Source organism: Acinetobacter sp. ANC 4173, from assembly GCF_004331255.1.
Classification (GTDB): domain Bacteria; phylum Pseudomonadota; class Gammaproteobacteria; order Pseudomonadales; family Moraxellaceae; genus Acinetobacter.
The window spans coordinates 118,631-133,456 of record NZ_SJOF01000009.1; the positions used below are offsets into that span (position 1 = coordinate 118,631).

The following is a 14,826-nucleotide window of genomic DNA, read 5'->3' on the forward strand; positions in this document are numbered from 1 at the left end:
TTTTGTCTACAAACCACTTTATAGAAACAGGGCGAGAAAAACAAATTCGATTTGCCCTACTCCCCCTGTTAAGTACTTTAATTAAGCAACATAACGATCTTTACGATGGTTCATCGCAATGATCAAATTCAAGACCACCGCCCCCATAATCGAGATCATGAGTAAATTAAAATCAACAAAAAATGCTGATGCAATCAAAATACTGATATCCACAAACATTTGGAATTTACCCACAGAAATATTGTATTTCTCGTTCAGGAACATTGCTAATAAATTGATGCCCCCCATACTCGACTTATGGCGGAATAAAATGAGGAAACTGACCCCCAAAATAATGTTGGCAATTAAGGAAGCATAGATCGGATTGATGTTCTCTAGACTAAAAAAAGTCGGATTAATTTCTGCAAAGCATGAAACCAAGCCAATAGCCGCCATAGTTCTAAGCACCACTTGCAGTCCCATTTTTTGATAGGCTAAATAGAAAAATGGGATATTAATACAGAAGAATAAAGTCCCGAAAGACACATGAAAGATGTAATGTAGCAACAAGGCTAAACCTGCGGTACCGCCTGTCATAATCCCCCCCTGTTGGATGATATTAATCGCAAAAGACAACAGGAAGGTGCCAATAAAGAGTGCCACGACATCTTCTACTTTTGAATGTGACATGGCTGCTGGGAGAGGTGCCAAAACGGCAGAATCTGATAAAGGTTGGTTGTCCACAAGAAAATCCAAGACATACAATATGCAAAATAAATGCAATTTATGTACCAAAATAAAATAAATATGCATATTTAAAATTTATAAGATTTTTTATTTCATTAAATCCAGCTATTTACATAGGCATGTTGAAACATTTTTTTGAAATTTAGCATTAAATTCGTACGTTTTGAACAAACCACAATAAGCACAAATCATGCATTATTTAATATTAAATACACATTGTGGTGCATTTAATCTATTTATGCACAATTTTGTTGCATTTTTTAATGATTATGGATTATACAAATACGGTAAGCATGCTTTAATGAAATTATGAAATGACGGTTGTGCAACTCAGGATTTGAAAGAAACCCAATGTGCCAACCACCTTTTTGAATAACTTATTGCAAAGATGAATTTTTTGATTTTAAAAAATTTTATTCAAATTCAATTGTTGTGATGTGCAATAAAAGGTTTTTTCCAAATCTAAAATGCTGCAATAGGTTCGCGTAGATACCACAGGACAAAATTACAAATAACATAATTTAATTATGTATTGCATAATTAAATTGGATTTAGTAAGCTGTTCTCAACACAAAGTAGCCAATGTGCACCTTTTTGATGCACAAATAGCACAGTTAAACAGATGATCGGTGAAGGGAATATCACAACCATCAGAGAAAACCACTGTAAAACTAAAATAGCCCTACAGTGAATGAAGATGCGGTATTCCACAGCACCATCATAAAAGTCACATAGGATGTGTCATTGAACGTTTGAACTTGGTCATGCCACTGCATGTACCCTGCTTCATATTGACAAACCTTCGGGTTTTTCCATGCCGTTCCTCACATCCCAAACAGCCTGAACATTGGACTCGTCCTTGCATGACAAGAGGGAAATAAGATGGATATTTTAGAAAACCCATTAGAATTATGTGGATTTGCATTTATTGAATTTGTATCAAAGGAAAATGATCTCGATCCAATTTTTGAAACCATCGGTTTTAGCAAAGTCGCAAAGCATAAATCCAAAAATGCGTACTTATGGCGTCAAGGAAATATCAATATTATTTTGAACTATCAACCTGAGTCTTATGCCTCTTATTTTTATAAAGAGCATGGTCCTTCAGCTTGTGCCATGGGCTTTAAAACACGCGATGCAGCCAAAGCCTTTCAAAAAGCATTGGAATTAGGTGCAGAACCTATTTATAGCCAAGCAGGTCCAATGGAACTCAATATTCCTGCCATCAAAGGCATTGGCGGTATGCCCATTTTCCTGATTGACCGTGACATTTATGAAAATGACTTTGAGTTTATTGAAGGCGTTAACCCGCACCCAGCGGGTACAGGTCTCAATGAAATTGATCATTTAACCCATAATGTCTACAAAGGTCGCATGGAATATTGGGCAAACTTCTATGAAAAAATCTTTAATTTCCAAGAAATTCGCTACTTCGACATTAAGGGTGAATACACGGGTTTAACCTCTAAAGCACTCACCGCACCTGATGGCAAAATTCGCATTCCATTGAATGAAGATTCAGATAAAGGCAATGGGCAAATTGCTGAGTTCCTTGCCGACTTTAATGGTGAAGGCATTCAACACATTGCCTTTATTACCGATGATTTGATTGGTACTTGGGACAAACTAAAAGCCCTCGGTATGAAATTCATGACCCCACCACCAAATACTTATTATGAAATGCTACCTGAGCGTTTGCCCAATCATGGTGAACCAACAGATGAATTACAGCAGCGTGGCATTTTATTGGATGGCTCAACCCAAAATGGCGAGAAGAAACTGCTCTTGCAAATTTTCTCTGAGAATATGCTTGGACCTGTATTCTTTGAGTTTATTCAGCGTAAAGCCGATGACGGTTTTGGTGAGGGCAACTTTAAAGCGCTATTTGAATCGATTGAACGTGATCAAATCCGCCGTGGGGTACTCCAAGTTTAAGCAATGTGTTTAAACCTCAATACAGGCGAGTGAAACATGCGAACCCCATTTAAGCATGTATCGCTCACAAAAAAGGCGACTGAATACGGTCGCCTTTTTTAGCATGTAGCACAAGCCACCTTAACGGGCTTGAATAAAGCGGTTAATTGCTGCCACTTCCTGCTGCAATAACTGAACTTTTTCACTACCAACATGCAACGGTAGGAAGGTTTCACTGTCAATGGCCACCACAGAAAATTCAATCTGTCCTTGTGCATTAAATACAGGTAAACCCACTGCATTAATGCCCACCAGCAAATCTCCTTTCGCCAAAGCCATCTGTTCAGCGCGAATGTGCTGTTTTAGTTGGCTAAATTCATCCCAATTGGCCGGTTTAAGTGCCAAACCTAAAGCGGCGGCTTTGTCCCACTCTTCCTGCATTAAAGTACGAATGACATTTTCAGGTAAATACGAAGCAAAGATACGCCCCGAAGCTGAGTTAACCAACGGCATAATTGAACCGACTTTGGTCACAATTGCAATTGGATGATTCGATTCAATCGATTGCACCACCAAAGGCCCTCGCGGTGACCATTTGCTAATTTGAATGCTACAGCCAATCTTGGCCTGTAAAGCATAAATCATCGATTGGACTTGTTGTAAGGCATCGGTATGTTGAATGCAGTTCAAACCCAAACGCCAAGCCTGATCACCCAGTGCGTATTGACCATCGTCCAGTTGTTTGGCGTAATTCATGCGAATCAAACTCACCAAATAACGGTGAACTTTGGCTGGATGCATACTCAGCTTGTGCGATAGATCTTTGAGAATAATCGATTGATTATGCTCGACCAGTGCATTTAACACCGCCAAACCTACTTCAAGCGATTGCACTCCACCCGATAACTTTTCTTCAACCATTGACGCGCTCTTTAAAGGTCATTTTTTCAATCATTTATTTCGTTTTGTGTGACGACACAAGGACACATTGGTCCGTGACATCATGCCTGAGATTTACGAAAAACTGAAATCATCTTTTTGAATGACTTAGATTCTCCCAACTCATCAGGCAAGAACTTTTAGCAAAAAAAAACTGCATTCGGTTAAAATGCAGTCAAGGGTAAAACTAAAACCTCAGAAGATTGGTTTAAACACCTAATTCTTCTTCATGTAAAAAATGAGTGTGTTGTGGTGCGCGTTTGGTTTTGCTCCACTCATCGAGCATTTCTAGCTTCATTTCTTCAGTAATCCGTGCGATTTTCTCATCCGCATGTACATCGTTATAGGTCAGCTCTAAACGATGACCATTGGGATCGAAGAAATAAATCGAATGGAAAATGCCGTGGTTGGTAATGCCAAGCACTTTCACCCCTTGCGCTTCCAAATGTTCTTTGGCTGCCAATAACGCATTTAAGTCTTCGACTTCAAAGGCAATGTGCTGCACCCAAGCTGGGGTATTTTCATCACGTCCCATTTCAGGTTGCGTTGGCAACTCAAAGAATGCCAAGACATTGCCTTGCCCCGCATCTAAAAATAAATGCATATACGGATCAAATGCTTTGGTCGATGGCACATGGTCTTCAGCAAATGCCAAAATAAAGTCCATATTTAACATAGTCTTGTACCACAGCACCGTTTCTTTGGCGTCTTTACAACGGTAAGCAACGTGATGAATTTTTTTAATTGCAAAACTCATAATCAAACTCCTTTTCTGTTTTTATTCCCAATCGGCTTGTTGTTCTGGTGCAGCCTGCTGAAAAGCGACCAACTGCATACAGTGCGTATAAATCGACTGGATTTTTGGATATTCCGTTAAATCTATTTGGAAGCGTTTGGCGTTATACACTTGTGGAATCAGACAACAATCTGCAAAACTCGGCTGTTCGCCAAAACAATATTCACCATTAGAATGCTGTAATTGTTGCTCTAGGCTATGAAAACCGAGCTTAATCCAGTGTTGATACCATGCTGTTTTTTCACTATTGCTCACCTCAAGCGTCTGCTCTAAGTACTGCAACACTCTTAAGTTATTCAGGGGATGAATTTCACAAGCAATGTGCTGAGCAAAAGCACGAATCTGCGCGCGCTGTTGTAAATTCTGAGGCAACAAAGCCGCCTTCGGATAAGCTTCTTCCAAATATTCTAGGATGCTCAGTGACTGTGTCAGTACATATTGCTGATCCAGCAAAGTCGGCACCAACTCACTCGGATTGATTGCCACGTACTCTGCCGCATGTTGTTCGCCACCCTGTTTCAGCAAATGCACCGCTTGTGTGTCATAACTCAAGCCTTTTAAATTTAAGGCAATCCGTACACGAAACGCCGCTGAGCTGCGAAAATAGCTATACAGTTTCATGCTGTCCCTGCACTGCTTCGGCAAAGTCAAAACTTAAAGCCGGTAAAATGGTATTTCGCACTTCACCAAAGCCCACGCGTATGCCCTCTTTTTCTGCATGACCTTTCATGATGACCGTATCGCCATCTTGCAAGAAACCACGCTGTTCACCATTGGCTAAAGTTAAGGGTGCGGTCGTGTTCCAAGTCAGTTCCAACAAACTGCCGTATGAATCTTTGCTTGAACCCGAAATCGTGCCCGACCCCATCAAATCCCCAACATTGACATTACAGCCAGAAATGGTGTGATGGGTTAACTGCTGAGCCATTGACCAGTACATATATTTAAAGTTGGTTTGGCAAATCACATCCGCACTATCACTTTGAGGTGTTTGAATTTCTACCGAAAGCTGAATGTCATAACTGCTTTCGACACTTTCTTGTAAATAGGCCAATGGACGTGGCTCTTGTACAGGCCCCTGCATTTTAAAGGGCTGTAAAGCTTGCATGGTCACCACCCACGGCGAAATAGCACTCGCGAAGGTTTTGGCATTGAACGGACCTAAAGGGACATACTCCCATTGTTGGATATCTCGTGCCGACCAGTCATTCAGGAGCACCATACCAAAGATATGGGCTTCAGCATCTTCAATATGAATCGGCTGACCTAAACGACTCGGCTTACCCACAATAAAGGCTGTTTCTAATTCAAAATCCAGCTTACGTGTCGCTGAAAAAACTGGACGCTCTTGTTCAGGTAATTTAATTTGCCCCGATGGACGAACAATCTCTGTTCCACTCACCACCACCGAACTGGCACGCCCGTTATAGCCAACAGGCAATTCACTCCAGTTGGGTAATAAGGCATGTTTAGGATCACGGAACATACAGCCCACATTGGTGGCATGTTCTTTAGAAGAATAAAAATCGGTATAACCTGAAATTTGTACAGGTAAATGCATGATGGCATCTTGCTGTTTATAGAGTACTTGTTGCTGCAATGCTGCATCATGCTGTAAGCGTGGATTATCCAGAGCCAATAAAGCCTGTAATTCACGACGTACTTTGTGCCAGTTGCTTGAACCTGATTCGATAAATTTATTCAAACTTGGCTGATTAAAATAGCATTCATGCTCGCTTAGGCGCAGAAGACCTGCCTGCTCCAACGCAGCTAAATCTAAAATCCACTCGCCAATCGCAACACCAACTTGTCGCTCACCTTCCTTGCAACGACTAAAAATGCCATAAGGCAAATTATGAATGGTGAAATCTGAATGGGCTGGAACAGGAATAAAACAGCTCAATTGTGAGTTCATGATGATGCCATCCTTGTTATTTTCTCAATACTCTTCGCTTATTCGCACTGATAAAATTTAATTACTTTTATAAAAATCAATAAATTATATAAAAATAAAAACTCTATGCATTGCGACAATTGCTTCAACTTCATTTCATCATACTGAATTTATAAAATTACGCAATATATAATTTAATTACTTTATTCATAATTTAAGTACTTCCATGTTGTGCCTTGTGCATCTGAATACGGTATTCAACTGCTGTTTTAAACAACACTTTCGGCTAGAAAACCCCGATGAACTCGCTACAATAAATGCCCACATTTGGTGCGTTACTATAAAAACACGGATGTGGGAGAGAGATCATCAGATACAAATTTACCTCTAAGTTTTTTATTTTTAAGCTAAATAAAAAATAATTAGACGTTTCACTTGTATATTATTTTTTAATCAATTTATGATATACGTAATTTATTAGGAAATAATTACACGACAAGGATGAGAATAATCATATGTCACACAATGATCACGGTCAGCTCAAGCACGGTTTATCCAACCGTCATATCCAGCTGATTGCCCTAGGCGGTGCAATCGGTACAGGTCTATTCCTTGGAATTTCTCAATCTATCAAACTTGCAGGTCCTTCCGTTATTCTGGGTTATGCCATTGCTGGACTCATTGCATTTTTTATGATGCGACAACTGGGTGAAATGGTAGTCCAAGAGCCTGTGAGCGGCTCTTTCAGCTATTTTGCCAATAAATATTGGGGCCGCTTTGCAGGCTTCATGTCGGGCTGGAACTATTGGGTGCTGAATGTTCTGGTCTGTATGGCAGAACTGAGTGCAGTCGGACTTTATGTCCAATACTGGTGGCCTGAAATACCAACCTGGATGTCCGCCCTGGGCTTCTTTATTTTAATTAATGTCATTAACTTGCTCCACGTGAAACTGTTTGGCGAAATGGAGTTCTGGTTTTCCATTATCAAAATTCTCGCCATTGTCGCCATGATTGGTTTTGGCTCTTACTTACTGGCAACAGGTAGCGCAGGCTCACAAGCCGCGATCAGCAATCTTTGGGCACTCGGTGGTTTCTTTCCGAATGGTGTTAGCGGTTTAGTCATGGCAATGGCTGCCATTGTGTTTGCTTTTGGCGGTATTGAACTGTTTGGTATTACCGCGGCAGAAGCACATGATCCGCAAAAAATCTTACCTAAAGCGGTCAATCAGATTATTTACCGCATTTTGATTTTCTATATCTTAACTTTGGTGGTGCTTTTAGCCTTGTTCCCTTGGAACCAAATGGCACAAGGCGGCAGCCCATTTGTGATGGTATTTGCGTCGCTCGACAGCCAAGGTGTTGCCACCGCATTAAACTTTGTGATTTTAACTGCTGCAGTTTCTGTCTATAACGGCACCAGTTATTGTAGTAGCCGCATGTTGCTTGGTTTGGCAGAACAAGGCAATGCACCAGAATTCTTTAAAAAAATTAATTCTCGTGGGATTCCTGTCAATGCCGTACTTATTTCTGCATTAGTGACTGCACTCTGCGTTTTACTGAATTACATCTTCCCTGAAAAAGCCTTTGGCTTACTGATGATGTTAGTCGTGGCTGCTATTGTGATTAACTGGGTGGTCATTTCAATCACGCATTTAAAATTCCGTCAAAGCCTGCAACAGCAGCAAAAAACCTCGTTGTTCCCAAGTTTGGCTTATCCATTCACCAATTATCTGTGCATTGTATTTATGTTGGGTATTTTAGTGATTATGAGCCTGACGCCTGATATGCGTATTGCGGTGTATATGATTCCAGCGTGGATCGGCTGTTTAAGTGTGGCTTATTGGATGAAGCAACGTAAAAGCAAACTTGCAGAGACAACCTTAATATTAAACCCAGATCGTTCTTTTAAATAAATCTATTGAATAAAGGCGATGCCTCCCCCATGTAAGACCAGAATCATATTGGATGAAACTGGTCTTGCAAAACTCATGTGAATCGGCTTAAGTTATCACCAACTTTAACTGGACGATGCAAAGCGCGAACAGTTTGACCCTAGCTGCAACAAACAAGGATTTTTTCATGTTTCAACATATCCCTCCTTATGCCGGCGACCCAATTTTGTCGCTTATGGAACAGTTCAATACCGACCCTCGTGAAGGTAAAGTCAATTTAAGTATTGGTCTTTATTATAACGAAGACAGTATTGTGCCTCAGCTTGAAACAATCATGGAAGCGCAGAAGCGTCTTGAGCCACAGCAAAGCAAAACCAAATTGTATTTGCCAATGGAAGGTTTCAAACCTTACCGCGATGCAATTCAAGCTTTGTTATTTGGTGAAAACAGCCCTGCGGTACAAAGTGGTCGTGCCGTAACAATTCAAACTTTAGGTGGTTCTGGTGCGCTAAAAGTCGGTGCTGACTTCTTAAAAAATTACTTTCCAAATTCTGAAGTTTGGGTGAGCCAACCAACGTGGGACAACCATGTTGCCATCTTTAATGGTGCAGGCTTAAAGACCCATTTCTACCCATACTTCGATGCAGAAACGCGTGGTGTAGACTTTGACGGTATGTTGTCTTGCTTAGAGCAACTACCAGAACAAAGCGTGGTATTGCTTCACCCTTGCTGCCACAATCCGACAGGTGCAGATTTAACCCCTGCGCAATGGGATCAAGTGATTGCAGTATTAAAGGCAGGCCAACTTATTCCATTCTTGGACATTGCGTACCAAGGTTTTGGTGAAGGCATGGAACAAGATGCCTATGCAATTCGCGCGCTTGATCAAGCGGGTTTAAACTTTATTGTCAGCAACTCATTCTCTAAGATTTTCTCACTCTACGGTGAGCGTGTGGGTGGTTTGACATTCGTATGTGACGATGCTGCGACTGCGCAATGCACCTTCGGTCAGTTGAAAGCAACGGTACGTCGTATCTACTCTAGCCCTCCTACAACAGGTGCATGGTTGGTTGACCAAGTCTTGAATGACCAAGCGTTAAATCAACAGTGGCAAAATGAAGTTAAAGAAATGCGTGAACGTATTATTAAAATGCGTCGTATTTTGAAAGATGAATTGACCAAAGCACTTCCAGACCGTGACTTCAACTACTTGGTTGAACAAAAAGGCATGTTCAGCTATACCGGCTTAACAGGCGAACAAGTGGATACCTTACGTGAAGAGTATGCGATTTACTTGGTACGTAGTGGTCGTATTTGTGTTGCAGGCTTAAACATGAACAATGTTTATATCGTTGCCAAAGCCATGGCTGAAGTTTTAGCAAAAGCAACAGCTCAAGCTTAATCTTTAACGCCCAGAACCAAGATTGTTCAAACGAACAGTCTTGGTTTTTTTATATCTGGAGATCTACATTCTGAAGTTTATTTTTCTCCAAAAAACAGGGGCTAGCATCGCTTAATGCAAGGTTCGATGCTGCACCAAATTATCGACATGCTGTGCCAAATATTCTTTTAAATGATTTAAAAAATACGCCACACGAGGTGAATCCTGTAAGCGTGATAAATACACGGCATATACATCTGCTGGTGGGGTACTGTACTGTTCCAAAACTTGGATTAAACGCCCACTGCGTAAATACTTCGCCACATCCCATTCAGCACGCATCAAAATTCCCTGCCCATCCAATGCCCAATTGAGGGCAACCTCACCATCATTGGTACTTAAATTGCCATGCACCTTAATGGTTTCTACCTGCTCACCCAAACTTAAGCGCCAATTGCCATAGGCGGCCTCATTCTGTCGAATCACAATACATTGATGGACGGTTAAATCGTGTGGGGTTTCTGGAATACCGACACTTTTTAAATATAAAGGCGAGGCACACAATAAACGTCGGTTGGCTGCCAGTTTTTGCGCAATTAAACGCGAGTCAGGAATTTCACCAAAACGAATCACGACATCCGTCGCTTCATCTGGCAGATTCACTGGACGATCACTGAGCTGTAACTGCACTTCAACTTCTGGAAAAACCTTGGCAAAGTCTGAAATGGCAGGTGCAATATACGAACGCCCAAAGCCCAAGGGTGCATTCACGCGAAGTAAACCTTTCGGTGCAAATCGGGTACTCGACACTCGGCGTTCCATGTCTTCTATTTCTTTTAAAATCCGCAGCGCATTTTCATAATAAATTTCTCCTTCATGCGTCAGACTAATGCGCCTTGTGGTTCGATTCAGCAAGCGCACCCCAAGCCGATCTTCCATTTGCGTCAAACGTCGAGATACCGCAGGCGGGGTTAAATTTAGCTCTCGCGCGGTAGCAACCAAACTTCCTTGTTTTATTAGTAAGCAAAAAAATGCTAATTCCGTATCTGAGTTCATGATTATTCAGTTTTTTGCAATAGTGATTTAACTTTATATCGATCCATCCATTTTGCAAAGTCTCTATTATCCATATCACGTTACCCCCCAAACAACATATCTCACGCAAGCAAGGAAACTTGAGTGGAGCATAAAGTCCACCGTGTAAGGAAAACGGTGAAACAACGGGGAGCCTTTTCGCCAAACTCGATGATGGTACTTCGCAACCTCATCAAGTGGTAATCGCTACTTATATGGAGATAAGCCATGGACATGGATATCGAAAAACGGACCTTACGAAAAATCACGTGGCGTATTGTCCCGTTTATCATGATTTTGTATTTAATTGCTTATATTGACCGCGTCAATATCGGTTTTGCCGCCATCACCATGAAGGAAGATTTAGGTTTTACCGCTTCAATTTTAGGTTTTGGCGCAGGGATTTTCTTTCTGGGTTACTTTTTATTTGAAGTCCCTTCTAACATTATTCTGCACAAAGTCGGCGCCCGTATTTGGATTGCACGGGTCATGGTCACTTGGGGCATTATCGCAGGGGGTATGGCTTTTATCGAAGGCTCCACCAGTTTTTATGTCATGCGCTTTTTACTCGGTGTTGCAGAAGCAGGTTTTTTCCCAGGCATTATTCTCTATCTCAGCTATTGGTTTCCTGCACGAAACCGTGCTGGTGTGATCGCTTTATTTATGGCTGCCGCTCCAATTGCCACGGCGATTGGGTCCCCGATTTCTGCTGCACTGCTAGAAATGCACGGCATCATGGGCTTGGCGGGTTGGCAGTGGATGTTCCTGATTGAAGCGGTTCCTGCGGTGATTCTCGGTGTGGTGGTATTTTTCTACATGACCGATCGTCCTGAAAAAGCCGCATGGTTAAAAGCAGATGAGCGTGAATGGTTGGTTAAAACCATGCAAGCTGAAGATGCCAATAAAGGTGATCAGCAGCATCACAGTATTTTGCGCGGTTTAGCCAATCCACGTGTACTGGCTCTGGCGCTGATTTATTTTGGCACCTCCGCTGGACTGTATACCCTCGGTATTTGGGCACCGCAAATTATTAAAGAACTGGGTGTCAGCTCAATGACCGTCGGTTTATTGAATGCGATTCCGCCGATTATCTCTGTGGTTGCCATGATTCTTTGGTCGCGTCACTCCGATAAAACCAATGAACGCACATGGCATGTAGCCTTGGCCTGTTTAACCGCAGCTGCAGGGCTCGCGATTGCAGCCAGCACTGGCAGTATGTTTGGCCTAATTGCCGCCCTGACTATTGTGAATGTCGGCATCAGTTGCTCTAAACCACCGCTATGGAGTATGCCGACCATGTTCTTATCGGGTGCGGCAGCAGCTACAGGTATCGCAACCATTAACTCGATTGGCAACTTAGGTGGCTTTGCAGGTCCCGCCATGATTGGTTGGGTCAAAGACCAAACCGGAAGCTTTGCAGGTGGTCTGTATTTCGTCGCGGGTCTCCTGATTCTATCTACAGTACTTACTCTCGTTTTAAGTTTTACTCAAAAAAACAAAGTCAGCTCGGCTGAATTGAGTAAATCCTGATCTTCATTTTTACATTGCTTGACTAAATTTAGTGCTTTACAAGGAGCCTCCCATGGACAAAGAACTTGCCGTACAGTCCCTCACGGACACCATGGCCAAATTTACAGCCTACATTGGTAAACGCTTACCTAAAGATGTGAAAAGTAAGCTGATTGAATTGAAAACTTTAGAAACCAATCCATTGGCAAAGTCAATTTACGATTCGATGGATGAGAACCAAGAAGCAGCAGATCGACTGAATCGTCCGAGTTGCCAAGATACAGGGGTGATTCAGTATTTTGTTGAAGCAGGCGCACATTTCCCACTGTTGGGAGAGTTGCAGGAAATTTTACGTGAAGCAACCGAAGAGGCGACTCGTACAGGGCCCTTGCGTCACAATGCGGTTGAAACCTTTGATGAAAAAAATACGGGCACCAATACTGGTACCCAAATTCCGTGGCTAGATTGGCGCATTGTGCCTGAACAAGACAGCTGCACCATCGATGTGTATATGGCTGGTGGCGGGTGTACCTTACCCGGTGCAGCCAAAGTTTTGATGCCGGGTCAAGGCTATGAAGGTGTTGCAGAGTTTGTGATGGACGTGATTACCGAGCGCGGTGTGAATGCCTGCCCACCGTTACTGGTCGGTGTCGGGGTATCAACCTCAGTTGAAACCGCTGCGCGCTTGTCCAAACTGGCAATTATGCGTCCTGTAGACTCGAGAAGTGATAACCCTCGTGCTGCATTAATGGAGGATTTACTTGAACAAGGTCTAAATGAAATTGGCATTGGTCCACAAGGTTTAACAGGCAATAATAGTGTCATGGGAGTGAACATTGAATCTTCAGCCCGCCATCCGTCGACGATTGGCGTGGCTGTGAATACTGGCTGTTGGGCACACCGTCGTGGAAAAATCAAAATTAATGCGGACATGTCTTATGAAATCCTGTCACACGAAGGAGTTGTGCTATGAAAAAAATCCTCACTACCCCACTGCGTGATGAAGACTTAGCCGATCTTAAAATTGGTGATGTGGTTTATCTGACTGGTCGTTTGGTCACTTGCCGTGATGTAGCACATCGCCGCTTGATTGAGCAAGGTCGACAACTTCCAGTGAATTTAGAAGGCGGTGCGATTTTCCATGCAGGCCCGATCGTACGTAAAAAAGACGATGGTAGTTTTGAAATGGTTTCCATTGGTCCCACTACCAGTATGCGTATGGAAAAGTTCGAGCGTGAATTTATCAAACAAACAGGGGTAAAACTGATTGTTGGTAAAGGTGGCATGGGCCCTGAAACCGTAGCGGGTTGTCAGGAGCATAAAGCAGTGCATGCAATTTTCCCGGGGGGCTGCGCGGTACTGGCGGCCACTCAAGTGGAAGAAATCGAAGGGGCTGAATGGCAAGATTTGGGTATGCCTGAAACCTTGTGGATTAACCGCGTCAAAGTATTTGGTCCGTTGATCATCTCAATTGATACCCACGGCAATAATCTTATTCAGCAAAATAAAACGCAATTCCAAGCCAAGAAGAAGCCTGTGTTGGATCGGATTAGCAAAGAATTGAGTTTTATTAAATAAACTTAAATTTGAAATAAAAAATAACCCTGAAATATTCACGTTCAGGGTTATTTTTTAAATCTGCATAAAAGCACATGATGCTCCGTCTAGTGATTCGGAGTGAAAGGCCAATACTCTGGATTGACGCCCTGACCGCCTGTTGAAGCATTTAATGGTTCCACTGTAGCAATTTTTACAGGACTAAAAGCCTGATCTATTTTAAATAGCTATCCCTTTGATTTGATCAACGCCCTTCAATACGCGCTACATTCTTCCAGCGCGGATTAGATAAATGCTCAAAGCCTAAAGTAGCCGCGGTAGATTCTTAAGTCATGTACTTGTGTCGCTTAGGCAGAGCACCCAAGAAAAATTGAAATGATACGTTTACTGATTACTCACAATAGGAGCATATCAAATGCTGAATACAACGAAAGAAAATAGAAATAAACAAGATTTATCAATAACTAACTAAAAATCTATCTCAAAAAACAAGTATTCTCTTGAATATTAATTCCAAAAATTACACGATGTTATTTTCACTTTCCCAAATAGAGAAAAAGTCTTCTTCGAAATAAACTACGCATAGCGAAGAAATGAATAAAAATAAGAAAATATCCCAATGATCATTCAAGGTGTTTGGTTAAATATTCTAAAATTTCAGCTGAATTAATTAAACGTGAACAATGTTTAGGACATTTTAGACATTTAATTTTTTCGACTTCAAAAATGTGCTGTTCATTTAACAAATGACAAAATGCATCGACATACCAATGCTGTTTTTCTTGATAGACGCGAATAACATCAATATCCCGAATGGTCATTTGACCTTTTTGATTTTGATAAAGAATTTCTAGCGTTTTACAGGGTGCACAAATACATTCTGGTTCCAAAGGAACCACATCTTGTTCTAATCCGTTCGCTGAGCATGCTTTTTCATTCGCACCACAGGGTTGCTTCCGTATTCTTTTACTTATCAACATGAAACTACCAAAGAAGATAACCGCCAGTACAGCGCCCGCAATTTCCATCTTCAAACCGCACCTCGTTATCTCTTTTAAATTCTTTATCTATTTTAAACAACCGCAAAGACCGCGCGATTGTAGCAAATCCATATCATTTTATTGATTCAATTTTCGCATTAATT

General features: G+C 41.8%; 13 protein-coding genes. 6 read left to right on the plus strand and 7 right to left on the minus strand.

Annotation, left to right across the window (positions count from 1 at the left end):
- Window positions 1–81: 81 nt before the first annotated feature.
- Window positions 82–669, minus strand: coding sequence for a YitT family protein (locus tag E0H94_RS11815; protein WP_131326740.1), 588 nt, complete (start codon window positions 667–669; stop codon window positions 82–84).
- 939 nt (window positions 670–1,608) lie between these two features.
- On the opposite strand from E0H94_RS11815, the gene hppD reads away from it, so the two are divergent.
- Window positions 1,609–2,661 (plus strand): 4-hydroxyphenylpyruvate dioxygenase, encoded by a 1,053-nt coding sequence (hppD, locus tag E0H94_RS11820; RefSeq protein WP_131326704.1) that lies wholly within the window; start codon window positions 1,609–1,611, stop codon window positions 2,659–2,661.
- A gap of 120 nt (window positions 2,662–2,781) precedes the next feature.
- On the opposite strand, the gene E0H94_RS11825 is transcribed toward hppD, so the two are convergent.
- The 4 genes from E0H94_RS11825 to fahA form a co-directional block, all read right to left on the minus strand.
- A complete protein-coding gene (locus tag E0H94_RS11825) occupies window positions 2,782–3,561 on the minus strand; it encodes an IclR family transcriptional regulator (RefSeq protein WP_131326705.1) in 780 nt (259 codons plus the stop codon).
- Between the two features lie 226 nt (window positions 3,562–3,787).
- The gene (locus E0H94_RS11830) at window positions 3,788–4,336 is read right to left on the minus strand and encodes a VOC family protein (protein ID WP_131326706.1); all 549 of its coding nucleotides are present in this window, start codon (window positions 4,334–4,336) and stop codon (window positions 3,788–3,790) included.
- A 21-nt stretch (window positions 4,337–4,357) separates the two neighbouring features.
- The gene (gene maiA, locus E0H94_RS11835) at window positions 4,358–4,996 is read right to left on the minus strand and encodes a maleylacetoacetate isomerase (protein ID WP_131326707.1); all 639 of its coding nucleotides are present in this window, start codon (window positions 4,994–4,996) and stop codon (window positions 4,358–4,360) included.
- A complete protein-coding gene (gene fahA / locus E0H94_RS11840) occupies window positions 4,983–6,290 on the minus strand; it encodes a fumarylacetoacetase (protein WP_131326708.1) in 1,308 nt (435 codons plus the stop codon). The genes maiA and fahA overlap by 14 nt, the downstream gene beginning before the upstream one ends.
- Window positions 6,291–6,784: 494 nt before the next feature.
- Between fahA and E0H94_RS11845 the strand changes: the two genes are divergently transcribed.
- Together E0H94_RS11845 and E0H94_RS11850 are read left to right on the plus strand one after the other, a co-directional pair.
- The gene (locus tag E0H94_RS11845; protein ID WP_131326709.1) at window positions 6,785–8,182 is read left to right on the plus strand and encodes an amino acid permease; all 1,398 of its coding nucleotides are present in this window, start codon (window positions 6,785–6,787) and stop codon (window positions 8,180–8,182) included.
- 166 nt (window positions 8,183–8,348) lie between these two features.
- A complete protein-coding gene (locus E0H94_RS11850; RefSeq protein ID WP_131326710.1) occupies window positions 8,349–9,563 on the plus strand; it encodes an aromatic amino acid transaminase in 1,215 nt (404 codons plus the stop codon).
- Window positions 9,564–9,674: 111 nt separating this feature from the next.
- Here E0H94_RS11850 and E0H94_RS11855 read toward each other — a convergent pair whose 3' ends face one another.
- The gene (locus tag E0H94_RS11855) at window positions 9,675–10,598 is read right to left on the minus strand and encodes a LysR family transcriptional regulator (protein ID WP_131326711.1); all 924 of its coding nucleotides are present in this window, start codon (window positions 10,596–10,598) and stop codon (window positions 9,675–9,677) included.
- A 246-nt stretch (window positions 10,599–10,844) separates the two neighbouring features.
- Here E0H94_RS11855 and E0H94_RS11860 point away from each other — a divergent pair, with 246 nt between their 5' ends.
- The 3 genes from E0H94_RS11860 to ttdB are packed head-to-tail and all read left to right on the plus strand — an operon-like array spanning window position 10,845 to window position 13,703.
- On the plus strand, window positions 10,845–12,146 hold the full coding sequence (locus tag E0H94_RS11860; RefSeq protein ID WP_131326712.1) for an MFS transporter: 1,302 nt from the start codon (window positions 10,845–10,847) through the stop codon (window positions 12,144–12,146).
- A 52-nt stretch (window positions 12,147–12,198) separates the two neighbouring features.
- The gene (gene ttdA, locus E0H94_RS11865; RefSeq protein WP_131264986.1) at window positions 12,199–13,098 is read left to right on the plus strand and encodes a L(+)-tartrate dehydratase subunit alpha; all 900 of its coding nucleotides are present in this window, start codon (window positions 12,199–12,201) and stop codon (window positions 13,096–13,098) included.
- Window positions 13,095–13,703, plus strand: coding sequence for a L(+)-tartrate dehydratase subunit beta (gene ttdB / locus E0H94_RS11870; RefSeq protein ID WP_131326713.1), 609 nt, complete (start codon window positions 13,095–13,097; stop codon window positions 13,701–13,703). The genes ttdA and ttdB overlap by 4 nt, the downstream gene beginning before the upstream one ends.
- A 602-nt stretch (window positions 13,704–14,305) precedes the next feature.
- Here the strand turns inward: ttdB and E0H94_RS11875 are convergent.
- Window positions 14,306–14,710, minus strand: a complete 405-nt coding sequence (locus tag E0H94_RS11875; RefSeq protein WP_131326714.1) for a WYL domain-containing protein — start codon at window positions 14,708–14,710, stop codon at window positions 14,306–14,308.
- Window positions 14,711–14,826 lie beyond the last annotated feature (116 nt).